We start from the raw sequence: 24,003 nt of genomic DNA, 5'->3' as shown, positions 1-24,003 counted from the left end.
AGTGGCAAAGTATCCAGGTTTTTGCGGCGCCAATTTTCGTAAATTTGTCGGAAGACGACCGGATGGGGAACTAATCATGGTTCTTCTCGGCAGGGGCAGCACTTTCACGCGCCAAACGCCGTCTTATTGCATATTCGCAAGATGATGAGGTTCGCTCACCCCCGAGGCCCTCGTATTTGGCGAAACGATGGCGACCTTGTTGTGCCGTCGCTCCTCCGGCCGTCAATTCAAGTTGCAGCGTTGTTTGAGGCGAAGCTTTCGGCGAAAACCGCATCCAGATGGTCAGAAATGAAAGGTTTCGAGCCGAGTCAGTTTTCAAAATTGTTTGAAAAATTCCGGCCGTTTGGCTCGTGTACGCTGGTGACGACCGTCCGCCCAAAGCGTCCGACCTGAACAGCATGGCTCCGCCCCGGGGACGTGCTCGGGGTCATCTCGGATCTTGTAAATGCGTTCTACAGTGTTCTGCAGACATCGGAGGACGACCTATGGCAACTGATTCAGGCCGAGCGAGCAATGTTTATCTGGTTGGTCCTGATAGAATAACAGAAATCGTCAATGGACGAAGTAGCGATTATCGCCCTTGCAGGGAAACGCCCGTCATAGTCAGAGTGAGTACCGGGCTGCGGCGACGTCAAGTCGCGGATCTTCTCACGGTTCTGATCGAGCATATTGGCGCGAGTCGGAATACGAGGGCTTCACAGACAAAGGGGGCTCGTCCTCGTCGGGAGAAGATCTATGTGGATCTGTCCTGAGGCTCGGGCACGCTGGTGCCGGACGCCTGCTCATTGCACCGACCGAAATATGAGCGGCGCTGCTGCTTGCAGCAGCGCCGCTCGTCCGCCAAGCGTCTCCCAATTTCGGCTGACTGCGTGCTACTCAGTCCCTCAACAAGAGGGTAGCGAAGCCTTGGTGGCCAATCATTGTCGTGGCCTACTTCGCGTCGTATCGTCCAATGACCGAAGTGGATGTCGCCACGCGGTATTGCCGTTTGGACGCGCTTGCGGCTGCGAGGCGGAGCGAATTGCCGCCATCAGGCTCCGTTTTGCCGACGACGTTCATCGCCCGTGTGGGGTTAGCTCACCAAGTGAATGACTCCACGCTCCAGTCAGCAGTAAGTGAAAAACCAAAACAACTCGCCGATTTTAGAACGGACATGCTACCGCTTGCTAGAGTTCAGTATACCGACAATAGCGTTGATTGTGCCTTCATTGGCAGCAGCGTTGTATGCGAAGTTCACCTGCTTTCCTGCAATCTCCTCGATCCGATCCGGCGCACGGTCTTGATATCCATGAGTCGCCCCTTCCCAAAGCTTAGTTTGTACCGCGACAGGACGCTTGGTCTTAGCCATGTCTGAACACAGCACCGGACTCGTCGCTTGGTCCTTCTCAGCCAAGAACAAGTACACCGGAGCGTAGAACTCGACGTTTTTCATGTAGAGACACGAAGGCTGCATCACAAAGGCACCGGCAAACATGTTCTTTTGAACATCACCGATCTTCCTGTTCATAATGATGAGCGATGTCGTCGCGCCGTTGCTGCGGCCCAGCACATAAACCTGCTTTGGATCGGCCTTGCCGGTCTCGATCAGCCAATCCAGTGCTGAATATGCATCATCCGTCCGACGTCGCGCCCATTCCAGTTGACTCGGGTCAGCGCAGATTCCGTTCCCCGTGACCCCCCGAGTTGCAAAACTATCAAGGACCAACACTCCATATCCCGCCTGGACAAGTCTGCCGCCGTACTCATTGGCCCACTTCTTCAAGCTGGGTGTCATGCCGCTGCATCCGTGCAGCAGTACGACGAAGGGGATACGGCGGCCTGTCATTCCTTTGGGCATCAGTAACTCAGCTGCAAGTGCGCCTTCCTTCTGAGTCTTGCCCCCTTCTTCGACCGTCGCGTTCTTGAAGTTTGGCGTGTAGCCGTCGATGTAATCATTGCCGGGAACCCAAGCCACGGGCGCGGATGATCTCCACTTAATCGAGACCATTTCAGCCTGAGCACGAACGGGCTCAGAAACTAGCAAGAGAAGGCCAAGCAGCAGCGCGGTCGAGGTTTTCGTAGAAGCGGCCAGCGATGTGCCGAAGTGCAGCAGCCGCTGTCCAAGCCTGGTGTTGCCGTTCACGGACGTTCTGTAACTGCACAGTTCTGCAAGTGTGGTCATTGGGCTCCCCTCCTAGCCGCTTCGTTGAGCACTCAAGTAATATCTGTTTTTTAGATAATCTGGAACTCAGATTATTTGTTCGCCCCCGTTGTCTGGTGGGCGAATCGATGTCTCGGACGCTTCAATCGACGCGACACGAGGCGCTTCGATTGTTCTTGATTGAGAAGAGGAAGAAGGCCGGTCTCACGCAGACCGAGGTCGCCGCAAAGTTGAAGCGATACCAGTCGTTTGTTGCTTCCGTCGAAACCGGCCAGAGGAAGCTGGACGTCGTGCAATTGATTGCGTTCGCGGAAGCGATTGGTTTCGATCCACGAGACGCAATCAAGCGTATGATGGCCACCAAGGATGATTGACTAAGCCGTCAGTACTCGTCTGCCAGCATGAGCGTGATCACCCGCTCAGTGACGTTTGGATCGGCTGGATTGGGGGAGTGATAGGTCAGTGTCTTATCGTAGTACTCGATCTTGAACATGAGGGCGTGACCATCCAGGTCGAAAATACCCATATCATGCTCTTGGTGGGGATCGTTGGCGTGGTGAAAATCATCAAATGCAGCCAACGTCTTGATCGCACGCTCTACGAAGCTCTGGCCGAGGGCGGCGACGCCGGCGGTCATGACCGCTCCGCCTCCAATCAAGTGCTTCCTGAGGTCGTCGTTGAGCGAGCGAATGAGGTCCGTGTCGTGAGACATGGTTGTTCCTTGTTTTGCGATGTTTGGGGAATGAGGGAGTGGATGGCTCGGAATCCGAGCCATCCGAAGTTGACTTACTCAGAAATCGGGTAGGGGAGGGCGACTGCCCGGAAGTGGCATTGAAAGGCTGGGTATCTTGAGAAATCGCGATACTTCAGCGTAAGCGTCTCGCCGTCCCGGGCCAGGACGACGCTTTCCCACCAGCCGTCGCGGGGGCCCTCGTGATAGAGAACGAGATGCCCTTCGGCGATGTCGTCCCAACTGCGGGGTGGCTTGGCAATCGGTGCCTCAGTTAAGGCCGGACCAGGGTTCGACTTTGCAGCTAGGGAAGCCGGGGCTGCGGCCGTCTGGATCTGATCGAAGAGGTCGCGCTTGATGTACGGAATGAACGCCTTGCCTTGGGCGTGCAGCCGTCCGACAGGGATCTTTTTCAGTAAGTCAGCGATGCTAGGTTTGTCGTCAGCGCAGACTGAGAGCTTTAGCGACTTGGCTGCTTTCATCGCTGCTGCTGCGTGCTTCTCAGGGAAGCGCCCTGCCTTGGGTTTGCCGGCTGTGTCGAGGCCGAAGACAATCAGCTCTCTTGCGCTGGCCTGAGCATGTCCTGCAGACTTTGTCATCAAAGCCTCCCAGAAAAGCAGAAGGGCCCCGATCGGGGCCCTTGCTGGGGAGGTGTATTGAATCTCGGGCTGCCTGACGGCCTTAGTAAGACGATCATTTCGATTTCTCCATAGTCATTTGAGAGCAAATACTCTCAAGTAGAATTGTAGTAAAGACGTCATAAATGTCAACAAAACCAATACTTTAAGCGATATTTTGATTCTTGAGTTTTTGCTTTCGGTTTGACGCTAAAGTCGTTGTTTCGGCGACAAATACTGTAAATTTCGCAAGTATTTTGAATGCAATACTTAGACTCATCAATATTGTTCGCGTTGCAGACGTCTAATTCGTCGGCCGCACAGTATCGCCATAGTGCATGTTGAATAAGTCTCGGAAAAATCCGCGGAAAGCTGCCGTTGAACGCGCGAGCGTCAATGCATTCGGCTACACGGCGCAAAATGTCGGAGCAGCCGCCGTGCTGATAGCATTTCGGGCCGTAGACGTGAGCGGCGTCGAATTCAGCCAAGATGCCGGTCCGTCTCAGGAAATTGTGTACGAGGGTATCGACCACGATCATCTGACTGCCAACGTCAAACCATCGCGGTCGGTTGCCGCGGTCGGCCATCAGCACGGCTGATAGAGTCATTGATAGGACTTTGTCCGACACCCCGAAGATATGTCGCATCGGCCCAATCAGCGCCTCCTGGCCCGCACGGAAATCTCGATCACCGGTCTCTTCGAGGCGTGCGTCTATCCAGCCAATCAGGTCGGACCTCGTCTGGTCGCGTATGAACAGGTAGAGGCTGAATGCTGTTTGGTTCAGCCGCCCATTGCGCAAGGGGTGACTCGGTACCGGGCAGCGCGCCATGTGACCGGGTTGAGAGCACGACTTGCCCGTCTTGTCGTATCGACACCCCTCGAATGTCCAATAGCTCGGAAGGAGAGGGCAGGTTGGCTGTCCAGCAAGCTGAGACTTAATCGTTTGCCAAGTCGCGTTACCGTTCGATTCCAGATAGGAATGCGCGACGCTGTCCGATATCCCCTGGAAGCTAAAGCTGTCCATCATCCAATCGAATAGACCTGCCGTGCTATTTGCTCTTAGTGCTGCTATCAGGCGCGGATCGTTCGAGCTTGTGCCGTCAACTGAGGCAGCAAAATCTGGATCGACGCTCACCGCGCACACGGATTCGATCAGAGCTACCGCGAACGCCGTCGGGTCAATTTGCGCTCGTTTGACGTACTGCATCTTTGGAGGCTTGGCTAAATCAGTGATACCAGCCTCCGTTGCGCATCGCTGTCGCCGTCGATGTATCTTTGCGTTGTTTGAATTGAGCTATGGCCGGCCAGGAGCTGCACGTCTCTTAACGAGCCGCCTGCCTTGTGAACGAGTCGGGCAGCGCGCGTAATAAACGTTCGTCGCCCTGAGTGGGACGAGCAGCCGCTGAGCCCGGTCGCGTGAAAAGCCCGATTGAACCAAACGACGATGCTGAGCGGCGTCATCGGTCCGCCGCGCTCGGATCGTACAATCGCGCCATTCCCCGGAGACAAAGGCCGCAAAGCAACTAGCGCTTGTCGTAAATGGCCCTGCAGGGGAATGCGGCGGCCGTGCCGTTTCTTTGCAATCGTATCTCGCAACTCTATTGTCGAGCCGATCTGGCCCTCAGCGCCTTCGACCATTTCCCAGGTCAACTTCGCAATTTCTGCTGCGCGCAGGCCTGCCTTCAAGGACAGTAGGACAATAACGCGATTTCTATCCGGGTGGCGGGTCGTCTCGGCGAAGAAGAGTAAATCTTGCGCCGCTTGATCAGAAAGTATCTTGGCTTGCTTGCCTGCCATCTCGATCAAACCGAATGCTAGATTCTAGCAACTCGGCTGACCGCCGCAACAGAATAAAAGCTTATCAGTTCGATGGCCGGACTCATTCAAAACACTAGCCGCCCCGCTCGGACGATCGGGCAAATACGACTTAGCCTCTAGAAGTCGCTACTTGCAGCGCAATCGCAGCGGATTGAAATCTTGTAAATGAGCACTGAGAAACGCACGTCGCCAACTATTGCGCGCGAAACGTGCATCATTGCAATTGGAGAGACTAATGAAAGATACGCGCCGCTACTGTGACGGAATTCGTATTCATCCTTACCTCGGTGGAATGCTTGCGGCTGAAGGTCGGATTCTCCGTGAAAGGTATTTTCCGCTCAGAATCCTTACCGATGAGTACAATCGCGCCGCAATTCCATTGCTGAATGAGGCCGAGCTGATCCAAAAATTTGATCCGACCAAAGAGCTGCCGGATTGGCTTCCCAATGAGTTGAAGAGGTTGATTAGGCGGCACCGGCATATCCCGATCTGGATTCCAGATATCAGACGCTATGTACTCGATGATTGCTTTGCGCTAGCCAGACAAACTACTTTGCCAGAGCGTCACGGCTACGACCAGTTGAGTGTAATTGGCGTGTCTGAACTCCTCATCCCAACGAATAAGATCGTACGCGATCTTGTCCGGCGTATAGGCACGAAAGTTGAAGCCAGCAGAGAGATGCCGCGCGGCGGCACCATCCAGGGCTTCCTTGGTGACATCCGTCATACGGCGCCCTTCTGCAAAACCGGTTTCGCTGCTGAACGTGCTTCCGTTCAAGGCCAGCCTCTTCGTTCGGATGACGCTGCGCTTCGTAGCAGGGAATAGCCAGTGAAATCGGGGCTCGCGAGCATCAAATCGAAGGTCTGTCCGATCCCTGCCAGGTCGAGATAGTTGTGGCTATTGCAGCTCCGGAGGTGCACGCTGTCCTTCAGGCAGAGATGATATCAATCGGTCGATCTGTCAGACGCGCTGCCGTCGCAATGGTCCGGAAGGCAATTGCACTCCGTCGCTCCCTCGTCGTGTTTGAGAACAGCGCAAGGAGCTGTGCGATGAGCGGGCGGTCGTGGCAGGGGTTCACTGGAACCCTAAGCGGCCGGATTCATTAGCTCGAGACGGGAGCAAAAAATGCCGGATTCCCCATCTCGCAGGGATGACTGTCCGCATCTCATGCCGCGGCATTGCCGTTATCGCCCTCCAATCGAATGATGTCAGAGATGTCCAGGTCAAAAGCAGTTCCGCGGAAGACGTCAGCGGGGACAGCTGAGCAAGGACGGGCGGTTCGGCTGACGCCCGAGCTTCTCGACCAGGTTGACGCATGGGCGCTCAGCCAGAAGCAGAGGCCTAACCGATCAGAAGCGGTACAACTGCTGGTGAAGACGGCGCTCGAAGGGCTGCGTGATCGGCCTATGCGCGAATCTCCAGAGTCGAATCGTGAGAGCCCTCGGATCCGCGCAAAGGAGCTTGCCTCTGACGCGCTCGACCGGCTGGCCGATACGGGTGCGACATCCGAAGACAGGGCAAGCCGGAAGAGCAGGCTGATGAAAGGTCCCGAAGAATTTCGCAAGGTCCGGCGGGACAGATCGAACAGTTGAGGCTGATCGTATGACAGGACGACAGCCGCATCGATGTCCGAGTCTTCAGGCAAGCAACGCACCGATTGGCGGGACTAATATGTGTTCAATTTCTGGAGCGCTCCATGAATCGGTATTTCTTTGACATCCAAAGTGGTCGCGATTTCTTTGCAGACGAGGAAGGTCTACCCCTTCCCAATCTGAAAGCCGCCGAAGTCAAAGCAATGCAAACCTTGACTGGAATCGCCCGGGAATCCGTCTTCCCAAGCAAGCGGGCGGATTTGGCAGTGGAAGTGCGCTCGAGCACCGAACAGCTGTTCTGCGTTTCGATAGTCCATCGGAACTCGAGCACCAAGCATTGAAGCCGGTTCCCCTAGGCCAATATGGTGGTGCTAGCTTGCATCCGCTACAGATCGACGCAGAGGTGCGCCGGGTCCTGCCCGCGACGTGAGTGGAACGATCGCTTTCCGATATCCCCGCGTCCTGCAGGGCAAGTGCAAAACGACCGTTGTACCGCAGGTTCCGGCCGCAAAGTCGCGCGGTTCTCCCCGCAGGCGGAGCCAGTTGTGACAGCTCGGGAGCCAGTGGCTATACTCTAGGCTCGGCGCTTCGGAAGGGCACGGCATTCGCGAGCAGCGGGCTTGTGCCTGCTCGATCTAGGGCTCGCGTCATCTACTTGGGGGCGGCTTTGAGTACTTGGGGGCGGCTTTGAGCAATTCCACTGAGCGGCCAAAGTACGAACGCCTGGCTGACTTCATTCGACAGAACCAGGCTCCGATCGTGAAGGAATGGACGGAGTTCGCTCGAACTCTGTCACCGGCCAGCGATCGGATGACGAAGTTGGCTCTGGAAGATCATATCTTCGATCTTCTTAGGTTTGTGGCGGACGACCTCGAAACCGCACAAACCCCGCGGGAGCGATTTGATAAATCGCGAGGCGACGGCCCGAAAGACAGCCCCTTTTCTCAAAGCGCGGCTGAGCTCCATGCCGCTCTGCGTCTGGCCGACGGCTTTAACATCGACCAGATGATCTCGGAATATCGGGCGCTTCGCGCAAGCGTCGTCAAGCAGTGGGTTGCTCATCATCGAAGCCTTGCGGACACCGATATTGAGGACTTGACGCGGTTCAATGAAGCGATCGATCAGGCCGTGACGGAGTCGGTAGCCCACTATACCAAGACGATAAATGACTCGCGCAACCTGTTTCTGGGCGTCCTCGGCCACGACCTGCGCAATCCTCTCGGCGCCGTTTCGATGGGCGCTCAGTGGATGGAGCGATCGGGGACAACCGACGCGAAGCAGGCCAAGGTTGTTTCGGAGATCAAGCTGGCCGCAGGGCGGGCGACGCGAATTCTGAACGATCTGCTCGATCTCACACGCTCGTCCTTCGGCACTCAAATCCCCGTTACAAAGACCGAGAACGACGTTGCGGCTCTGTGCCAGGAAATCGCAGATGAGTTTCGCGCCGTCAACGCAGATCGAAAACTTCAGGTCGCGACGAAGGGCGATCCGTTGGTTTCCTGCGACCGCGCCCGCCTGGGACAGGTGCTGTCCAATCTGATGGGCAACGCGGTCCATTATGGCGACGTAGCGACGCCCATCACAGTGACCGTCGCAGGTAACGATCCCGATGCTGTGACCATCAACGTGCACAATCTCGGCTCCTCAATCCCGCTTGAAGCGCAAAAATCAATCTTCCAATCCTGGACGCGAGGCCACGATGACGGAAGTCCGCCGGAGCACAGTACCCACCTCGGCCTCGGCCTCTACATCGCAAAATTGATCGTCGAAGCCCATGGCGGCGAGATCTCTGTGGCATCCAACGAAGAAACAGGCACGTGCTTTTCGATCCGACTGCCTCGCAGGTGACGGTCATGCTCTGAGTGGAAGGGGCGGCGTTCGACGCGCTCACCCTGCGGCGATGGGCAGGCAGGGTCGCCAGACGCACATTGCCGACTGGGCGACTTCCACGCTCATTCGGCGGAAGTGGCGGCGCCTCATGGTGAACCCTCGGAAACCGTCAGCCGCATTGTCGATGCAAAGATTGCTCAGAATCAATCGGCCATTCGGAACGTCGGCTGCTGCCATCGCTTAAAGCCGTGACTGCGGATGTCCCGACCGGGTGGCGTCACTGCATTAGAAAGGGCTGATATGCCAGAGCAAAGCTCTCCTCGCGGCAGTTGCGTCTTGATCGTCGAGGACGAACCGATGCTCCTCTTGATGGCGAACGACATCGTCCAGGATGCGGAGCTGCATCCGCTCCTTGCCGGCAATGCCGATGAGGCCATCAGGATTCTTGAAACCCGACAGGATGTTTGCGTGGTCTTCACGGATGTCAGGATGCCTGGCTCGATGGACGGGCTTGGGCTCGTGGAGGCCGTTCGCGAAAGATGGCCACCGATCCAGCTCCTTGTGGTCTCCGCCCATCTGGTCAAAGGCTCTGAGCTACCCGATGGGGCAAGATTCTTCCGCAAACCATACCCGTCAGAGGCGATCATCTCGACGCTCCGAGAGCTTGCTGCCTGATCGTGAAGAGCGTTTGTCCGCACAACGGGTTGCTGAACGCCTTTGGCGCCGGCGTCGCTCCGATGCCCATCTGTGCTCGCGCGCTTCGCATTTCCTGTGGGGTGTTGATCCTGCGGGCGCCGAGCGCCGGCCTCACCAGCTTCTACCACCTGATCAATATTGACCAGCGCGTCGTACCTTAAATTGCTACGCCTGATCCATCACCGCGCGGCCCTCGGCATCTGTCGGTGATGAGAACGCTGTCGCGCTCCCGCCTTCCCTGGGAAAAGGAGCACGCTATGCAGCGACGCCGAATCAAGCAAACCACCTCCTTTGAAGAACGCCTTGCCGAGCATGGGCGAGCCCTTCGTCAAAAGGCGAAATCGCTTCCGCCAGGTATTGAGCGGGAACAAACCATCCGCAAAGCTCGGCAGGCGGAGACCGGGGCTCAAATCAGCGAATGGCTGTCCACACCCGGATTACCGGCTCCCGAATGAAGGAACGGGAGGTCGCTGCGTTCGAGCAGCATCAGAAAGCAGCATGATGTTGCGCGCGGATCCTGCTGGCAGGCCCCGCGCGTCGGCTCACGATCATTGCGTTCAGTCCCGGTCGTTCGCCTCTTCCTTGATCACGGGCGGTGTATGGCCGAGCTCAATCTTTTGAGCCAGTTGCGCCCGCTCCTTGTCTGCCGGCTGATCTTCTCCGCGGACGCGCATGATGCCGTGGTCTGATGTCTTGGTCATGATGACCTCCTGCCGGACCAATCCCGGCTTAACCACAACGTTCCAAATACGGAGAGCCGCGGGCGGAGCGGTCGCGTCATTCCGGTTGCTTCGCCACAATTGGCCGCGGCCTCGTTCTGAAACGTCGCCTGAGCCGCTTCCATTTCATCTCGATCCAACGCAACACGGCGAGGAGAGGTTTTTGCAGGATCGGCATGTCCTGCGCGATGAGAAGAAGTCCAAGGGGGAGCATCCAGAGGCCGAAGAGGGGCAAGAAGCTGAAGATGCCCCCGAGAATGAGTCCCCCCGCAACGATGATCCGGATCCAGAGTTTGGATGGCTCCCGCAGCCAGCGAATGAAAGTCCCGACTTTCGTGGGCACTGAACGCTCGATCAATGTGAAGTATCTGTTCAGCCCTACTGTGACGGAGGCCATGCCAAATCCGATTCGCGTGAGTGTTAAAGAACCGCATCGCAAAATGCTGCTCGGAACTAAACCGGCTGGGGGCGAAGTGTTCCCAGGTCGTGGTTGGGATCGGCTTTCTCGATTGCGGCAGCCAAGCGACTTCACAAGAGATGCGCCATCAAACAAAAGCCGCTCGGGCGTTACACCGAACGGCTTTTCTTCGCGGCTCCCAGTCTCCTGGTTCTGCCGCCCAACTCAAGCCGCCTCCTCACCCCTTTGTTCCCTCGGGCGTCCGGCTGTCAGCTAATCGGTGGCGCAGATGAGACGAACGATGACTCTCCGGCTGCCGCATTCTTCAATGAGTGCAGAATTCCAACCTGCCCTAGAGCTGTCTCTGGGATGGCAGATGGTCGAAGAGGTTCATGGGCGGCCCTCTGTTCATCCGTCCGCGCCGCCGTTTGACGAAGGGGCGTAACGCTACGTGGCCGTCTTCGGCAGGTGGAGGTATCCCGCGTCGAAGTCTCCGACTTCCTGGAGCCGGGTCCAATCAAGCACCGTCAAGTGCCGGCTTTCGAGGTTGATCAAACCCAGCTTGCGCAGCTCCTGGAGCACGCGGTTGACGTGAACAATCGAAAGGCCCATGGCATCGGAAAGCTCTTCCTGCGTGATCGGCAGTTCGCATGAGTAATCTTCCACAAGGCCCATGGCTCGCGCACGGACGATATATTCGCACATAAAATGCGCTGCCCGGCCTAGCGCCTGCCGTCGTCCGATATTGGTGATCCATTCGCGGAACATCGCCGCATAGATAAGTGTTTCACGCCAGAGGGCCGCCGCGACGCGGGCTTGGCGTTCGCACAGGCGCTGCAGATCCTCGTGCTGAATGAAGCCGACCTTGCAAGCCGTGATCGTTCCGATGCTGATGTCCAGCGTCTGCAGGTGCAGGCTCTGAAGGTCCGGCATGTCGCCCGTGATGTGGAATGCGAGGATCTGGCGCTTGCCCTCGCCTGTCATTTTGAAGGCGCAAGCCACGCCATCGGCAATGACGAAAGATCGGCTCGGGCGATCCCCCTCGCGTACGATGTCCTGATGGGCCTCGATCACCCTCTGATCGATCGGGAGCGCCAGTATCGCCTTCCGCTCTTCGTCAGAAAGCGGGAAGACAGTTTCCAGCTTGCGGATCAGCGGGTGAGTATTCCTTACATTGGCCGCAGACACTTGAAAGAGCCTTCGAATTCAGTTCCACAAATTAGCATCGTTGCTGTCCCTGAGTCTGTTCCTTTTTGACGATTTAAGCCGGGTTCCGTGAGCAGCGGTTCTTCTAGGAACGGAGTGGGATGGCGAGTATTGTCGCCTATCTCCCGTGACCATCAGGCGATCCGGAGACTGAGAGATGCCACGCGCTCCCCGCCAAAATGAAGGAGCGTCCCATGCCGCGCTATCATTTTCACATTATGGACGGCAAGGCTGGTCTCGATCACCACGGCACCGAGCTTGCCGACCTAAATGCTGCAAAGGAAGAGGCCGTAAAGCTGGCGGGTGAAGTCCTTCGAGAGTCGAAGCCGGGCGACATATGGGAAATCAAATCCTGGAAGCTTCTCGTCAATGGCTATCCCTCGCCCGAGACGGGCCGCACTTATTTTACGTTGGCCCTGTCCGCGGCGGATGATGTGTCTGCTTGACGGGCCCCATGCCAAACCGCTGAGGTCGTCAGAGTGTCTACCCATATTCATGCGGATCAGGAACACGACATCATATACCCGCAGGTCCTTCCGTTTCTGCTGATCCACGCCGGTTGCCTCCTGGCGACATGGTCGGGCGTCTCGTGGCCAGCGGTTGCGATGTGCATCGTCTTATATTGGTTACGCATGTTCGCGATCACTGCTGGGTATCACCGGTACTTCTCGCATCGAGCCTACTCAACGAGCCGAACGTTCCAGTTCGCTCTTGCGTTCCTCGCCCAAAGCAGTTCCCAAAAAAGCGTACTTTGGTGGGCTGCGAAACATCGACATCACCATCTTTACTCCGATACGGAGAAAGACGTGCATTCGCCAAGCCAAAAGGGCTTCGTTTACAGCCACGTCAGCTGGATTTTCGATCGGCAGCACGATGCGACCGATTTGACGAAGATTTCGGACTTTGCGTCGTATCCTGAGTTGATGTGGCTGCACAAATTCGAGCTTTTGCCTGCGATCGTGACGGCAGGTCTTTGCTTCCTCATTGCGGGATGGTCAGGACTCGTGGTCGGATTCTTCTGGAGCACAGTGCTCCTGTATCATGCAACGTTCTGCATCAACTCCCTTGCACATGTTCACGGCCAAAAGAGATATGTTACGGGTGATAACTCCCGCAACAACTGGCTTCTGGCTCTGTTTACGATGGGCGAGGGGTGGCACAACAATCATCACGCCTACCAAAGCAGCGCCAAGCAAGGCTTTCGCTGGTGGGAGATCGACGTAACTTATTATATTCTGGTGGCCTTATCCTGGCTCGGCATCGTCTGGAACTTGAAGACGCCGCCGGAGCAGGTTCTCCGCAACGAGCAACGCTTGGGATCTCGTGTCATCAGGCGGACGGCCGAGCAACTTGTTCGTCGTTTCAATCCCGAGGGCATCGCACTGGCGATCAGATCATCGGTCCATCAGACTGACTTGTTCCCGAGGGACGTTGTCTTGAAGGGGCACCCTCGCGTGGACATGCATCTGCCCCACATGCCGACTCGCGGCCAATTGCTGGCGGAGGCCCGCGTGATGTTCGCGAAGACGACTTTCTTGGATGATATCGTCGATCGCGCTCACGAACTCCTGTTCGCATCGGTCGCTTCCTACTTGGCCGTTCCGCCTCTCGTGGCCGCCAAAAATCCGGATCTTGAACGAAAACGTAGGATTGTGCGCGGGCCACCGCATGTAAGACCAATGTGAACTGGCAAAAATCCGGCACGCGAGCTCTTTCCTCACAGAGGCCGTTTCGCTCCTGATGAGGACCGCCGGAGCGTTGACTTCTCAGCCCAAGAAGGTTCGCACCTTTGTCACGGCGTCGTAAATTTCGATCTTGAGCTTCGGGTAAGTCGATTTAAGTGTGCGGCCCGAGGATTCCGCAGCTTCCGCTGTGTCAAACCTCGACTTGAAGTGCCCGTCGACAATGACCACAAATCCGTCCGCTGGCGGTCTGTCGGCACGTGGCGTTTTCGGCTCGGGCTCGTCAACTGAGTGAACTGGTTTTTTCATCGGAACTCCCATGAATCGCAGAAGCGTGGCAAGCGGCTCCCTGACACCGACGGCATGCCGCAAAAGAACACTTATGCCGGCATCAGGGGCTGGCAGCCGAGTTGCGTCTCAGAGTGCAGACAGCAGACAGAGGGCACAAGCTTTGCCGCCGCCAGGCTCTGACAGGAACGACTCTCCCGTCCTGAGGTTGTCGTATTGGTCTGTGGCGCGATAACTGACCCCTCAGCTCGCGCCATCCACCCGGGATGGCTCATCGTGGGACGCGCGTCTTGCGATGAGTCGATTCTCGGAAGGGTGTCTCAGTTGGTCCTCAGGTTCTTTCCGCGGCTCTTCGAAGAGGCAAAGTCGCGGGCGTTGTCGGACCTATTCGGCGGGCTTCTCTTTGCGCGGAGACGGGAGCGTTCGATTTTCGTCAGTCTGCTCCGCGTCACCGGGCTTTTTGCCCGCCATATTTCCCGGATTGTAGTGATACTTACCTTCCGGATTTTCGCCGGGCTGCTTCTCATCCGGGCTTCTGTTGTTGTTTGCCATTTATCCAGTCGCTTTCTTGGCAAGAGTAACAAGGTTGAACAAGACCAACGTCCACATGTTCCACGCGATCATTTCTTGCCCCCAGCGCGCAGGGCCGATTAATTGGGAGTGACCTGGACCGGCGACAGCGACAACGAAGCGCTCCAAGGTACGTTTGGAACGAAGACTCGGCACCGACGGTTGACGATAGCCTGCAACATTTCTCAATCTCCCTGAGGCATCGTGCAGACCACCAGAGGTACTGCACATGGAACTCCCGCGAACACGCTCGCCCTCGCTCCAATCTGACTACACCACTCCCTTGCGGCGACATCCTGCGCTTGCGGCCTTTGCAGGGGCAGCTTCCCTCCTCGGGGCCATGGCGATCGTAAATGGGCGAGTCGCCAAGAAAGCGGAACGCGATAACCCGCCTCGCGGGCAGTTCTTGGAGATCGATGGCGTCCGACTGCACTACGTGGAACGCGGCAACGGCCGTCCGCTTGTGCTCCTGCACGGCAACGGCAGCATGATCCAGGATTTTGAATCCAGCGGCTTGATCGACCTGGCGGCCAACCGGTTTCGGGTGATCGTATTCGACCGCCCCGGATTCGGACACAGCTCGCGGCCGCGGAACGTGATATGGACCCCGGAAGCCCAGGCCGATCTGTTCAGAAAGGCGCTTGATCGGCTGAGCGTTCAGCGGGCGATCGTGCTTGGACATTCGTGGGGTGCGGCGGTCGCTCTTGCGCTGGCAACAAGACATCCGTCATTTGTCGAAGCTTTGGTGCTCGCATCAGGCTACTATTTTCCAACCGTCCGTGCTGATGCGGCGGCATCTTCGATGTCTTCGATGCCCGGGATGGGCGATGCGATCAGTCACACGATCTCGCCGATCGTCAGCCGCCTCTTGTGGCCTTCCATGTTGCGAAAGATGTTCGGTCCGCGGCCAGTCCCTGACAAGTTCGTCGGTTTCCCCAAGGAGTTGGCGTTGCGACCGTCACAGATGCGTGCCAGCGCGGCGGAGGCAACGTTGATGATCCCCGCTGCATTTGAGTCGTCGAAGAGCTACGACCAACTCAAGATGCCCACCATCATCATCGCCGGCGATGAGGATCGCCTCATCGATATCAACAAGCAATCGGTCAGACTTCACGGCGAGATCACTCACAGCAAGCTGCACCGCGTCGCTGGGGCAGGGCACATGATCCAACAGTCTGCCACGACTCAGTTGATGGCGGCCATCGATGAAGCCGCTGCCGCGACCGATATTGGCGGGAATGCGCCGCACCGGTTCGCGAGCGCCTAGGAACGCTCCGGCGGGGACAGGTGTTGCACCTTATTCTTCAGTTGGCGAAGAGGCCCGCCGCGGGCCGAACCGCCAGCCGCACCGACTGCTTGTCTGGCTAGAGGCTCCTGCAGCCGCATCGCGCCCTTACGGCCGTGCGAAGCTGACTCAGCCGTCGGGGGCAAGCCCCCGTATCGGGATGGAGAAAAGCGTCGTGGTCTCGCTGTCAAAGTTGCCGCATGAGCCCCCCTCGTCCCCAGGGCAGAATGTCAGCGTGCCGCAACCGGCTGTCTCGCCACCGCAGGCGGCCGACGATATCGAAATGCCGCTGCCGTCCAGTCCGCAGACGTTCTTTCTCGGTAGTCTGCTAACCCTGGCGGTGCTGGCAGCTGTTCATGCGGCAAGCTCGATCATATTGCCCGTGGTGCTCGCCTTCGTGCTGCAGCTCATTCTCCAACCCGCTGTGCATCTGCTCGACCGTATAGGTCTCCCCCGTGCCATCGGAGCGCTCTTGGCGATCCTGGTGGTGGTGGGAGCGCTCGTGGGCTTTGTGGCAGCCTTGTCGCTACCTGCCGCGACCTGGGCGGAGAAATTGCCGGAGGGTCTACCTCGCCTCGAAACTCACCTGGTCGTCCTGAAGCGGCCGATCGAAGCGCTCCAGAAAGTCATCCAGCAGGCCGAGCACGTCGCCGACGCTCCCGACAGGAAAGGTGCAATCGTTTCGGTCCGCAGGGATCTTGGCCTTACCGGCGCGCTCTTCGCGGGAACGCGCGCCGTCATCGACGGCCTGTTTACGACCGTGCTGGTGCTCTATTTTCTCCTGGTGGCAGGAGACATCTTTCTACGACGCATCGTCGAGGTCCTCCCGAATTTTCGCGACAAGAGGCAGGCGGTGGACATCTCCCAGCAGGTCGAAGCGGACATATCCGCCTATCTTCTTACTATCACGGCCATGAATGCCGCAGTGGGAATCGCAACGGCCGTTGCGATGTATTTCTGCGGACTTGGAGACCCCTTGCTGTGGGGAGCCGCGGCCTTCCTGCTCAACTACGTTCCAATTCTGGGACCGCTGCTGGGGACCGTCATGTTCCTCCTGGCCGGAATGTTGAGCTTCGACAGCTTGTGGTGGGCCCTGCTGCCGCCAGCCCTCTACTTCGGCATCCATCTCGTCGAAGGCGAAACCCTGACGCCCCTGCTGCTTGCCCGACGCTTCACCCTGAACCCGGTGCTGGTCATCCTGTCGCTGGTGTTCTGGTTCTGGATGTGGGGCGTGCCTGGCGCGATCCTGGCCGTTCCGATGTTGGCCATCCTCAAGATCGTCAGCGATCGCGTACGCCCGCTCAAGGCTTTGGGGCACATCCTCGAAGGCTAGAGCATGATCCGGAAAAGTGCGTAGCGGTTTTCCGAGAAGATCATGCTCAAACAATAACCTGCAGCGCGATGACGATTCATCCTAATCGCATCGCGCTAGTCCGGTGTGCTCCCCGAGAAGATTGACGACCGGGCCGCTGGAAGGAGGCCATTGCAGTGTGCAGTCACGCCAGCGGCATCGAGAAACTGAAGCGGGTCTCGGCGGGCGTGGATGCGACGGTCAAAGCACCTCCATGGGCTTTCGCAATCTGAGAGGCGATGTAGAGTCCCAATCCAAGCCCTTGCTTGCTCGCACGAGCCTTGCCCCGGAAGAACGGCTCGAACAGCTTGTCCATCACGGCTTGCGGAATAGCCTCACCCGCATTGGCGACCCAGAGCTCGAACGATCCATTCTGCGTCTCGGCGCGAACGGTGATGGGCTTGTCGGCCGCACCATGTGTCACAGCGTTGCCGAGCAGGTTTGAAAGGAGCTGGCCGATGCGGGTGCGATCGCAGTTGACCGGCCCATCGATTGCAAACTCGGATTCGATGACCCGACCGGGCGAAGCAAGCCTCAGTTCGTCGATCACCTGGGCAAGGACGGGCTCCAGCGGTCCTCTCGCATCATAGTCCAGGGTGATGCCACCGCCCAGACGACCGCGTGCAAAGTCGAGGACGTTGTCGATCATTGCGGCCATGCGCATGACTGTGGTCTGCATCATGGCGACGATGTGGTGCTCCTTCTCACTCTGCACGGTTCGGCCGAGGAGCCTCGCGCCGGCGCTGATGGAGGCGAGAGGATTGCGGAGATCGTGACCGAGAACGGCGATGAACTGTTCACGCAGTTCGGACGTTTCGTGCTCGAGCAGCAGCACCTCTTGCGTCGCCTTTTCGGCCGCAATGGCCGATTCTCGGCCTGCCAGGAGCTCCTGTTCGTAGCGCCGCCGATCGGTCGCCTTGATCAACGCGAGACGGATGAGCAGCAGCTTTCCATCCGCATCGCGGCGCTCATTCGCGTTGGCGATCATGTGGAGCGGCTCACCGGCAGCGGTCACAAGGTCGATCGCGAATTCGTTGAAGAAGCCCTGCATCCGCAGCAGCGGCGCGATATGGGTTTCGTAGTAGATGCGGCCCGGCATGGTCAGGAGATCGCTGAACCGCTTGCCGGCTATCTGGTCTGCCGCGTGCCCGCTCCACGCCAGCAAGGTCAGGTTGACGTGCGCGATACGGCCGTTCGCGTGCAGGGTGACGTACCCGCACGGTGCGTTGTTGACCATGTCCTCGAAGTCTGGACCGGAGGTGCTCACGAGACGAAAGCTCGCATCGCCGCGATGACCTGGTCGGGCGCGCTGAGGTTCGGGCAATGGCCGGTCGCATTCAGGACGATCATCCGACCGTCGGGAATATTGCGGGCAACAAACGCGCCGACCTCCTGGGAGGCGATGATGTCCTCCTCGCATTGGAGGACGAGGACTGGAACGGAAACTTCCGCGAGATCCTTGCGATTGTCGGAGGTGAAAGTCACACGGGCGAACGCTTTGGCAATATCGGGGTCCGTGCGGCAGAAGCTGTTCGTGAGCTCCTGACCGAGTTCGGGCCGGTCGGGATTGCCCATGATCATCGGCGCCATCTGTGTTGACCAACCCATATGGTTGGATTCGAGAAGCGCGAGCAATTCATCGATCTGCTCGGCACTGAACCCGCCAACATATCCTTCGTCGTCGATGTAGCGGGCTGAAGGGCCGATGAGCACGAGCTTGCCGAACATGCCTGGTGCTTGTCGCGCCGCCAGCACGCCAATCATGCTGCTGACGGAATGTCCGACGAAGACGCAATCCTTCAAACCTAGGTCGGCGCCGATTTCGACCACGTCGTCGGCGTAACCGGACAAGGTTGAATACTTGGCCCAGTCATAGGCCGACAGATCGGATCCGCCGGCGCCGACGTGGTCGAATAGAACCGTCCTGAAGTCCCTTTCGAACGCCGGAGCCACGAACCGCCACATGTTCTGATCGCACCCGAAGCCGTGGGCGAAGACCATCGCCCGGTCGCCCGCGCCACGAACGTGAACGTTATTCCGTTCGGTTACATTTGCCATAAAGCCTCCCTTACGCATCATCGTGCAGCTTTCTATCTTTGCTAAGCGCAATGCGGCCCTGGCCGGGAGCACTCGCCGAGCTTTGGCTCCAGGGCAGCGTCTCGGTTCTGCGTCGCCCAGATCAGAACCATCAGGAGCATCATGATTTCCTACCCGTGTAGATGACCAGCTGCCGGATATCGCTCGAGCCATCTGATGCAATCTCGAACGTCCCCAACGCCGGGACAGTTCCAGCGGGAAGCTGGCCGCGCTTCAATGGAATGATCTGGCGAGATCAGAGCCCGCGACTGGCGACGCGCGAGGCGCGTCCTGCGAACTGTCGATCCACTCCGCGTCCGAAAGTCACATCTTCGATCTCGAGGCGGTGCATCTGGGATGCTGTAGTTGACTGCTGTTCACACTGATGACGTCTCAGCCATTGTCATGGCGCGCCCAATGTCGCTTGACCGACGAGACCCCACGCCATCTCGAAATCATCTCCTGGGCGGAAATGTGCCACGAGTGACGGCTCCACTTGCATCCGCTTCATCGTCGCGCCGAACCAGATAGACCAAAGGCGAGTCGTCCGCAGCTCTCTCCGTCTTCGCGTGGACGTAATACACTTCTTCTGCTGGATCGGCGCGACGCACCCTAATCGGAGACGTCCCATCCCAAAGCGGTCTGTGTCCGAGCGTCATTCGCTTCAAGTCCTCTAGGAGCCATTGCTCCTGGCCGAGTTCTCTGGCCTGGAAAAGCGTGGCAGCCATGAGCGCTAAGATCGGCTGGCCATCGATCTCCAGCACGAACACGCCCGCAGGTAACTCCTCGGTTTTCACTGGCACCATCATCTGAACCACTCCTTTTCCTCGGCCGGTCGAAGCGGTCGAGCCCCCCGGGGCGAGATTCGGGCCTCTTGTCCGTCGACGCTTGCGCTCCGTACGTTCCTCATCCGATGTAAGGCGCATCGCCCGCTTGTCGAACCGCGCCTGGCACGGCTGGCAACGAGCCGGCGGCCCCTAACTTTATCTTGTCCTGCAATGCTTGACTTCGTCATCAGGGACAGCCGGTTCACCGCTTGCGTCTGGCAAGGCTTCGCAAGGAAGACGCGATTTGCCGCCGCTGATTTCGGTCAGGTCCTGGGGGGAGCGACCGAGCAAACCGGAGCATCTGATGGCGCAGTTGAACGAGCTGCGAGACGCTGTAGCCGATTTGTTTGTCTGTTCGCTTGCGCAGAAGTGACGACATGACATCGACCATGGCCAGGCGGCGCGCTGACTTTCCTTCACCGAGAGCTACGGAAGTCATATTGAAACCTGGCTTGGCGCTTTGCTGGTCAATTTTGCTCACTCGCAAGTAAATGTGCTGAATCCGGCGAGCCGGAAGCATGCGCTTCGGTCGCTGCCTGCCTTCAGGATATTAGGTCAGCCTATGAAATGCCGGGGGCAATGCTTCTCGAACCAGTTCACTTAGATCCAAGGTCTCGCCACTTTCGGAAATGTCAGAGAACAGGACCTCCACGAAGGGATGTTGGCGGTTGAACGCGGCACCTCGCTCGTATTTCGCGCGCACAATCCGTTGGAGTGCGGGGAGGTTCAGTCTGCCAAGTGCATTGTATTGATCTCGGAAAAGACTTTGACGTCCTCCAAGATGCTCGACGGATTCTGCCCAGACGTCCATCACCTTCCGGCTCATGAATGCCTCGACCTGCTTGTTGCCATCCCGTGCAATGAGTCGGAGCCCGTCCATCGTGTGCGGTCCTTCATCGATTCGAAAGCGCGCAAGTGGCATGGAATCCTCCTGTTGTCGGCGACCTATTCAGGCCGGCAGCCTGTCGCGGGGCGTTGCACTCAATTGGCCCGATGGTCCGATCAGACACACAGGATATGGGTATGGAAGCGTCGAATAGCGAGGGGGTGCAAAGCAGGACCCGCAAGGAGTTCGGGCGCTGCCTAACTCCATGGTGAGCTATATTGACCAGCGCGTCGTGCCGCCGGGTCGGCATACTTCCATGCTCCATCGTAAAGTCGTGCCACGCGCAGGGCGACCGTCGCTTCGCCCGAGAATGCCTGCTGATGGGCGCGCAATGAGCCGCGCCCTTTGGAAAGTGGCTCTTCCCTAGAATTGCGAACAATCAGGGAGTAAATTCTGCCCAATAGGGCCGCTGCCGCAAGGTCTGGCCGGCAAGGAGCAACCGTTCGTCGCTTGGTCAAGAAAGCCGTTCCCTGGCAGCCGATCGAAGCGAACAAGTTTGGTCGATTCAAAGGAGTCCACGCGTGGCGAAGCCGTCCAAGGACACGTTCGATCCCCAACATTTTCTCGGCAAGGTGGGCGCCGGCAAAGCCATTCTGACGTTTCGCAAGAACCAGCATGTGTTTCAGCAGGGCGACGCTGCTGACTCGGTGTTCTACATTCAAAGCGGCAAGGTCAAGCTGACGGTCGTTTCGGAGCAGGGCAAGGAGGCAGTCGTCGCCATTCTCGAGCCCGGTCAGTTCTTCGGCGAGGGATGCATGAATGGTCATCCTCTGCGGATCGCGACGACAACGGCGATGGAAGATTGCGTCATCACGTCGATAACCAAAGAAGCGATGATGTCGGCTATCCGTGAAGAGCCGAAATTCTCCCAGCTGTTCATTTCGTATCTGTTGACCCGAAACAGCCGGATCGAGGAGGACCTGATCGACCAGCTATTCAATTCCAGCGAACGGAGGCTGGCTCGCCTGCTGTTGCTGCTCGCGAATTTCGGCAAGGAAGGCAGTCCGCAGCCGATCAGTGCGAGCATCAATCAGGAGACACTGGCTGAGATGATCGGGACCACGCGATCGCGGGTCAGCTATTTCATGAACAAATTTCGAAGGTTGGGGCTCATCAGCTATAATGGCCACATCGAGGTCCACAACTCGTTGTTGAGTGCGGTGTTGCACGAGAAGCCCGTGCTCAGAGAACGCGACTAGAGAGACTCCCAAGCGACGGCCCCAGAGCGTGGGGGCGCAATGAGGCCGTCATTTCCTCGGATGCTGTGGGGGGCGTTTGCATCCGGTCGTCCTTACCAAGTTGCGCCACCGACATTCGTTCCGGCAGAAGCTCAACTCGCTTTCGTACGGTCAAGTCGAGTCGCAAGTCCGGGATCATTTCTCTGGAGCGATTCAGGGCTCAGCCTCACTTCATCCTGTGCTCACGAATGGATCTCGTCGGTCCACACCTTGAAGCTGACCAAGGTGTTAGGGCCAAACGTCTGGGTAATCGGCACGTCGGCCGCGTCACGTCCTTGAGCGATCAGCACACGTCCAATCCGGGGGACGTTGTTGCGTGGATCGAATGTGTACCAACGTCCGCCGATGTAGGCTTCGAACCATCCCGCGAAGTCTCCTGGGGCGTAGGGGGGAGGCATGCCGATGTCGCCGAGATAGCCGGTGCAGTATCTGGCGGGAATGTTCATGCAGCGACAGAACGTGATGGCCAGATGCGCGAAGTCTCGGCAAACGCCCTTGCCTTCGTTGAAGACGTCCCGGGCCGTCTTGGTTGCGCGCGCGTGTTCGTAGCCGAATTGAATGTGATTGTGAACGAAATCACAGATCGCCTGAACACGGGCCCATCCGGGCGAGACCTTCCCGAAAAGTTTCCACGCGACATCGGACAGATGATCGGTTTCGCAATAGCGGCTGCCGAGCAGATATACGATCGTCTCTGCCGGCAAGTCCTCGACCGCGTGTTGGGTAGCCGAGGGCACAACGACGTCCGGCAAGCCGGTGTCGCGAACGATCCCGTCAGCCGCCAGGCGCATTCGACCGGCTGGAGCAACGATGCGGCTGCACCAATTACCGAAGCCGTCACGATAGGGGACGATCGCAACGGAGGGCGTGGTGGTCAGATAATCGGGCAGGACGACGTCCGATGCCCGAGAGAAATGAACGCCCAGGACCATGATCATGGGTGTGTGCTGCGGAAAGTCGTAGATCATCTCATAGCCGACCCGGATCTTCACTCGGCGTCCTCCAAAGTCGACAAATTGCCGCGGCTGCTTCGATCTCGATCGTGCCTATCGAGCGTGGCGTTCGGAAGTTCCAACGCGCTGGCGGGGGGCGTGTTCCTGCCTCTTCATTGAGCGACATTACGACAGAGCCGCCGCTGTTTTGACGTTCACGTCCACATCCATCCCAAGCTCGTCCTCACGAGCTCCCCAATAAGTGCCGAACAGGGGAATGGCCTGGCTTGGGACTCTGGCCACCGCCACGCGGATCAGATCGCGGTTTCCGACGATTCCATTGGTCGGATCGAACTCGACCCAGCCGGAGCCGGGGACGTAGATCTGGCACCAGGCATGGGTGGCTCCCCCGCCCAGCCAGACAGGACCATCGCGATCCGGTACGTAGATATAGCCGGTGATAAATCGTGCGGCGAAGCCGAGGCTTCGTGCAGCTTCAATCATCAAGACGGCAAAATCCCGGCAGGTGCCCTTCCTGCGTTCGAGTGTCGTAGAAGGACTTTGCGTTCCTGGCGCCGTGCGGCGGTCGTAGGCGAAGCCATCCGAGATTGCTTCATTGAGGGTCATCAGGACCTGTCCGGTAGGACGTCTGGTCCCGCGCACGAGAAACGTGTCCAGCCACCGGCCGAGATGGTCTTCGGGGTCTGAGAACCACCTCTGAACATAGGGTGCCAGGTCGGGCGCCTCCTCCGCCTGATATGCAAACGGATGGTCCTTCGCGTGGTCCTCAATTCTGAAGTCGGGCGCATTCTCCGGCGTGTGATCGACCTTGATGACGCACTCGAATCGCAAATTGTCGCTGTCACAGCCAAACTCGACCTGCGCAACACAATTCCCGAAGACATCGTGCAGCCACCTCACTTCCGAGGGCTCGGGCGTCACATCGAGCGAGAAATCAATCAGTCGCTGGTCGAAACTATCGCGCGGGCGCGCCATCAATTGATGTCGGCCGAGCCGGACCGCACGCCGGTACCGATATGTCGTGATATGCCGGACGAGGAAGATCGCCATGGTACCGCCGATCGACGAGAGGTGAGAGCTTGCTCGATGGCCGCTTGACG

27 protein-coding genes are annotated in these 24,003 nt (G+C 58.1%); 11 read left to right on the top strand and 16 right to left on the bottom strand.

What is annotated here, in order from left to right; genetic code table 11:
- Nucleotides 1-1,156: 1,156 nt before the first annotated feature.
- Nucleotides 1,157-2,161: a dienelactone hydrolase family protein gene (locus tag ABIA45_RS17530; protein WP_404652973.1), complete on the bottom strand. Its 1,005-nt coding sequence runs from the start codon at nt 2,159-2,161 to the stop codon at nt 1,157-1,159.
- A gap of 149 nt (nt 2,162-2,310) precedes the next feature.
- On the opposite strand from ABIA45_RS17530, the gene ABIA45_RS17525 reads away from it, so the two are divergent.
- Nucleotides 2,311-2,514, top strand: a complete 204-nt coding sequence (locus tag ABIA45_RS17525) for a helix-turn-helix domain-containing protein (RefSeq protein ID WP_404652971.1) — start codon at nt 2,311-2,313, stop codon at nt 2,512-2,514.
- Between the two features lie 8 nt (nt 2,515-2,522).
- Here ABIA45_RS17525 and ABIA45_RS17520 read toward each other — a convergent pair whose 3' ends face one another.
- The 4 genes from ABIA45_RS17520 to ABIA45_RS17505 form a co-directional block, all read right to left on the bottom strand.
- Nucleotides 2,523-2,852: a DUF3768 domain-containing protein gene (locus ABIA45_RS17520; RefSeq protein WP_370129631.1), complete on the bottom strand. Its 330-nt coding sequence runs from the start codon at nt 2,850-2,852 to the stop codon at nt 2,523-2,525.
- A gap of 74 nt (nt 2,853-2,926) precedes the next feature.
- Nucleotides 2,927-3,469, bottom strand: a complete 543-nt coding sequence (locus tag ABIA45_RS17515) for a hypothetical protein (RefSeq protein ID WP_404652969.1) — start codon at nt 3,467-3,469, stop codon at nt 2,927-2,929.
- A 167-nt stretch (nt 3,470-3,636) separates the two neighbouring features.
- Nucleotides 3,637-4,695, bottom strand: coding sequence for a hypothetical protein (locus tag ABIA45_RS17510; protein WP_404652968.1), 1,059 nt, complete (start codon nt 4,693-4,695; stop codon nt 3,637-3,639).
- Between the two features lie 14 nt (nt 4,696-4,709).
- Nucleotides 4,710-5,285 (bottom strand): tyrosine-type recombinase/integrase, encoded by a 576-nt coding sequence (locus ABIA45_RS17505; RefSeq protein WP_370130649.1) that lies wholly within the window; start codon nt 5,283-5,285, stop codon nt 4,710-4,712.
- A 256-nt stretch (nt 5,286-5,541) separates the two neighbouring features.
- Between ABIA45_RS17505 and ABIA45_RS17500 the strand changes: the two genes are divergently transcribed.
- From ABIA45_RS17500 to ABIA45_RS17480, 5 genes are all read left to right on the top strand, one after another.
- Nucleotides 5,542-6,132, top strand: a complete 591-nt coding sequence (locus ABIA45_RS17500) for a hypothetical protein (protein ID WP_404652966.1) — start codon at nt 5,542-5,544, stop codon at nt 6,130-6,132.
- An 871-nt stretch (nt 6,133-7,003) separates the two neighbouring features.
- Nucleotides 7,004-7,240, top strand: a complete 237-nt coding sequence (locus ABIA45_RS17495; protein ID WP_404652964.1) for a DUF6894 family protein — start codon at nt 7,004-7,006, stop codon at nt 7,238-7,240.
- A 346-nt stretch (nt 7,241-7,586) separates the two neighbouring features.
- Nucleotides 7,587-8,747, top strand: a complete 1,161-nt coding sequence (locus ABIA45_RS17490) for a sensor histidine kinase (protein WP_271581680.1) — start codon at nt 7,587-7,589, stop codon at nt 8,745-8,747.
- Between the two features lie 318 nt (nt 8,748-9,065).
- A complete protein-coding gene (locus tag ABIA45_RS17485) occupies nt 9,066-9,404 on the top strand; it encodes a response regulator (RefSeq protein WP_404652962.1) in 339 nt (112 codons plus the stop codon).
- A 278-nt stretch (nt 9,405-9,682) separates the two neighbouring features.
- Complete coding sequence (locus ABIA45_RS17480) at nt 9,683-9,880, top strand: hypothetical protein (protein ID WP_074448679.1); 198 nt, start codon at nt 9,683-9,685, stop codon at nt 9,878-9,880.
- Between the two features lie 102 nt (nt 9,881-9,982).
- Here ABIA45_RS17480 and ABIA45_RS17475 read toward each other — a convergent pair whose 3' ends face one another.
- From ABIA45_RS17475 to ABIA45_RS17465, 3 genes are all read right to left on the bottom strand, one after another.
- Nucleotides 9,983-10,126, bottom strand: coding sequence for a hypothetical protein (locus ABIA45_RS17475; RefSeq protein WP_157785226.1), 144 nt, complete (start codon nt 10,124-10,126; stop codon nt 9,983-9,985).
- A gap of 76 nt (nt 10,127-10,202) precedes the next feature.
- Nucleotides 10,203-10,541, bottom strand: coding sequence for a hypothetical protein (locus tag ABIA45_RS17470; protein WP_211434233.1), 339 nt, complete (start codon nt 10,539-10,541; stop codon nt 10,203-10,205).
- A 447-nt stretch (nt 10,542-10,988) separates the two neighbouring features.
- The gene (locus ABIA45_RS17465; RefSeq protein WP_018642496.1) at nt 10,989-11,729 is read right to left on the bottom strand and encodes a Crp/Fnr family transcriptional regulator; all 741 of its coding nucleotides are present in this window, start codon (nt 11,727-11,729) and stop codon (nt 10,989-10,991) included.
- 212 nt (nt 11,730-11,941) lie between these two features.
- On the opposite strand from ABIA45_RS17465, the gene ABIA45_RS17460 reads away from it, so the two are divergent.
- Nucleotides 11,942-12,193, top strand: coding sequence for a DUF6894 family protein (locus ABIA45_RS17460; protein ID WP_036003776.1), 252 nt, complete (start codon nt 11,942-11,944; stop codon nt 12,191-12,193).
- Nucleotides 12,194-12,226: 33 nt separating this feature from the next.
- The gene (locus ABIA45_RS17455; RefSeq protein ID WP_404652960.1) at nt 12,227-13,432 is read left to right on the top strand and encodes an acyl-CoA desaturase; all 1,206 of its coding nucleotides are present in this window, start codon (nt 12,227-12,229) and stop codon (nt 13,430-13,432) included.
- An 81-nt stretch (nt 13,433-13,513) separates the two neighbouring features.
- On the opposite strand, the gene ABIA45_RS17450 is transcribed toward ABIA45_RS17455, so the two are convergent.
- Together ABIA45_RS17450 and ABIA45_RS17445 are read right to left on the bottom strand one after the other, a co-directional pair.
- Nucleotides 13,514-13,738 carry a hypothetical protein gene (locus ABIA45_RS17450; protein ID WP_018642499.1) on the bottom strand — a complete coding sequence of 75 codons (225 nt, stop codon included), beginning with the start codon at nt 13,736-13,738 and terminating at the stop codon, nt 13,514-13,516.
- A gap of 363 nt (nt 13,739-14,101) precedes the next feature.
- A complete protein-coding gene (locus ABIA45_RS17445; protein WP_167520780.1) occupies nt 14,102-14,269 on the bottom strand; it encodes a hypothetical protein in 168 nt (55 codons plus the stop codon).
- 247 nt (nt 14,270-14,516) lie between these two features.
- On the opposite strand from ABIA45_RS17445, the gene ABIA45_RS17440 reads away from it, so the two are divergent.
- Complete coding sequence (locus ABIA45_RS17440; RefSeq protein ID WP_145642264.1) at nt 14,517-15,554, top strand: alpha/beta fold hydrolase; 1,038 nt, start codon at nt 14,517-14,519, stop codon at nt 15,552-15,554.
- Nucleotides 15,555-15,732: 178 nt separating this feature from the next.
- The gene (locus tag ABIA45_RS17435) at nt 15,733-16,905 is read left to right on the top strand and encodes an AI-2E family transporter (RefSeq protein WP_145642261.1); all 1,173 of its coding nucleotides are present in this window, start codon (nt 15,733-15,735) and stop codon (nt 16,903-16,905) included.
- Nucleotides 16,906-17,068: 163 nt separating this feature from the next.
- Here ABIA45_RS17435 and ABIA45_RS17430 read toward each other — a convergent pair whose 3' ends face one another.
- The 4 genes from ABIA45_RS17430 to ABIA45_RS17415 form a co-directional block, all read right to left on the bottom strand.
- Nucleotides 17,069-18,190: an ATP-binding protein gene (locus ABIA45_RS17430; RefSeq protein WP_404652958.1), complete on the bottom strand. Its 1,122-nt coding sequence runs from the start codon at nt 18,188-18,190 to the stop codon at nt 17,069-17,071.
- The gene (locus ABIA45_RS17425) at nt 18,187-18,981 is read right to left on the bottom strand and encodes an alpha/beta fold hydrolase (protein ID WP_404652957.1); all 795 of its coding nucleotides are present in this window, start codon (nt 18,979-18,981) and stop codon (nt 18,187-18,189) included. The genes ABIA45_RS17430 and ABIA45_RS17425 overlap by 4 nt, the downstream gene beginning before the upstream one ends.
- A 473-nt stretch (nt 18,982-19,454) precedes the next feature.
- Nucleotides 19,455-19,808, bottom strand: a complete 354-nt coding sequence (locus tag ABIA45_RS17420; RefSeq protein WP_404652956.1) for a hypothetical protein — start codon at nt 19,806-19,808, stop codon at nt 19,455-19,457.
- A 568-nt stretch (nt 19,809-20,376) separates the two neighbouring features.
- Nucleotides 20,377-20,748, bottom strand: coding sequence for a hypothetical protein (locus ABIA45_RS17415; RefSeq protein ID WP_014493191.1), 372 nt, complete (start codon nt 20,746-20,748; stop codon nt 20,377-20,379).
- Between the two features lie 485 nt (nt 20,749-21,233).
- Between ABIA45_RS17415 and ABIA45_RS17410 the strand changes: the two genes are divergently transcribed.
- On the top strand, nt 21,234-21,911 hold the full coding sequence (locus ABIA45_RS17410) for a Crp/Fnr family transcriptional regulator (protein WP_018642507.1): 678 nt from the start codon (nt 21,234-21,236) through the stop codon (nt 21,909-21,911).
- Nucleotides 21,912-22,132: 221 nt separating this feature from the next.
- Here the strand turns inward: ABIA45_RS17410 and ABIA45_RS17405 are convergent, their stop codons facing one another.
- Nucleotides 22,133-22,942, bottom strand: coding sequence for a transglutaminase family protein (locus ABIA45_RS17405; RefSeq protein WP_404652954.1), 810 nt, complete (start codon nt 22,940-22,942; stop codon nt 22,133-22,135).
- Nucleotides 22,943-23,068: 126 nt separating this feature from the next.
- Nucleotides 23,069-23,953, bottom strand: a complete 885-nt coding sequence (locus ABIA45_RS17400) for a transglutaminase family protein (RefSeq protein WP_028170266.1) — start codon at nt 23,951-23,953, stop codon at nt 23,069-23,071.
- Nucleotides 23,954-24,003: the final 50 nt, after the last annotated feature.

This window comes from Bradyrhizobium sp. USDA 336, from assembly GCF_044908355.1.
Taxonomy (GTDB): domain Bacteria; phylum Pseudomonadota; class Alphaproteobacteria; order Rhizobiales; family Xanthobacteraceae; genus Bradyrhizobium; species Bradyrhizobium yuanmingense.
Note: the sequence above shows the minus strand (reverse complement) of the source record. Positions and strands in the feature narration are given on the sequence as shown.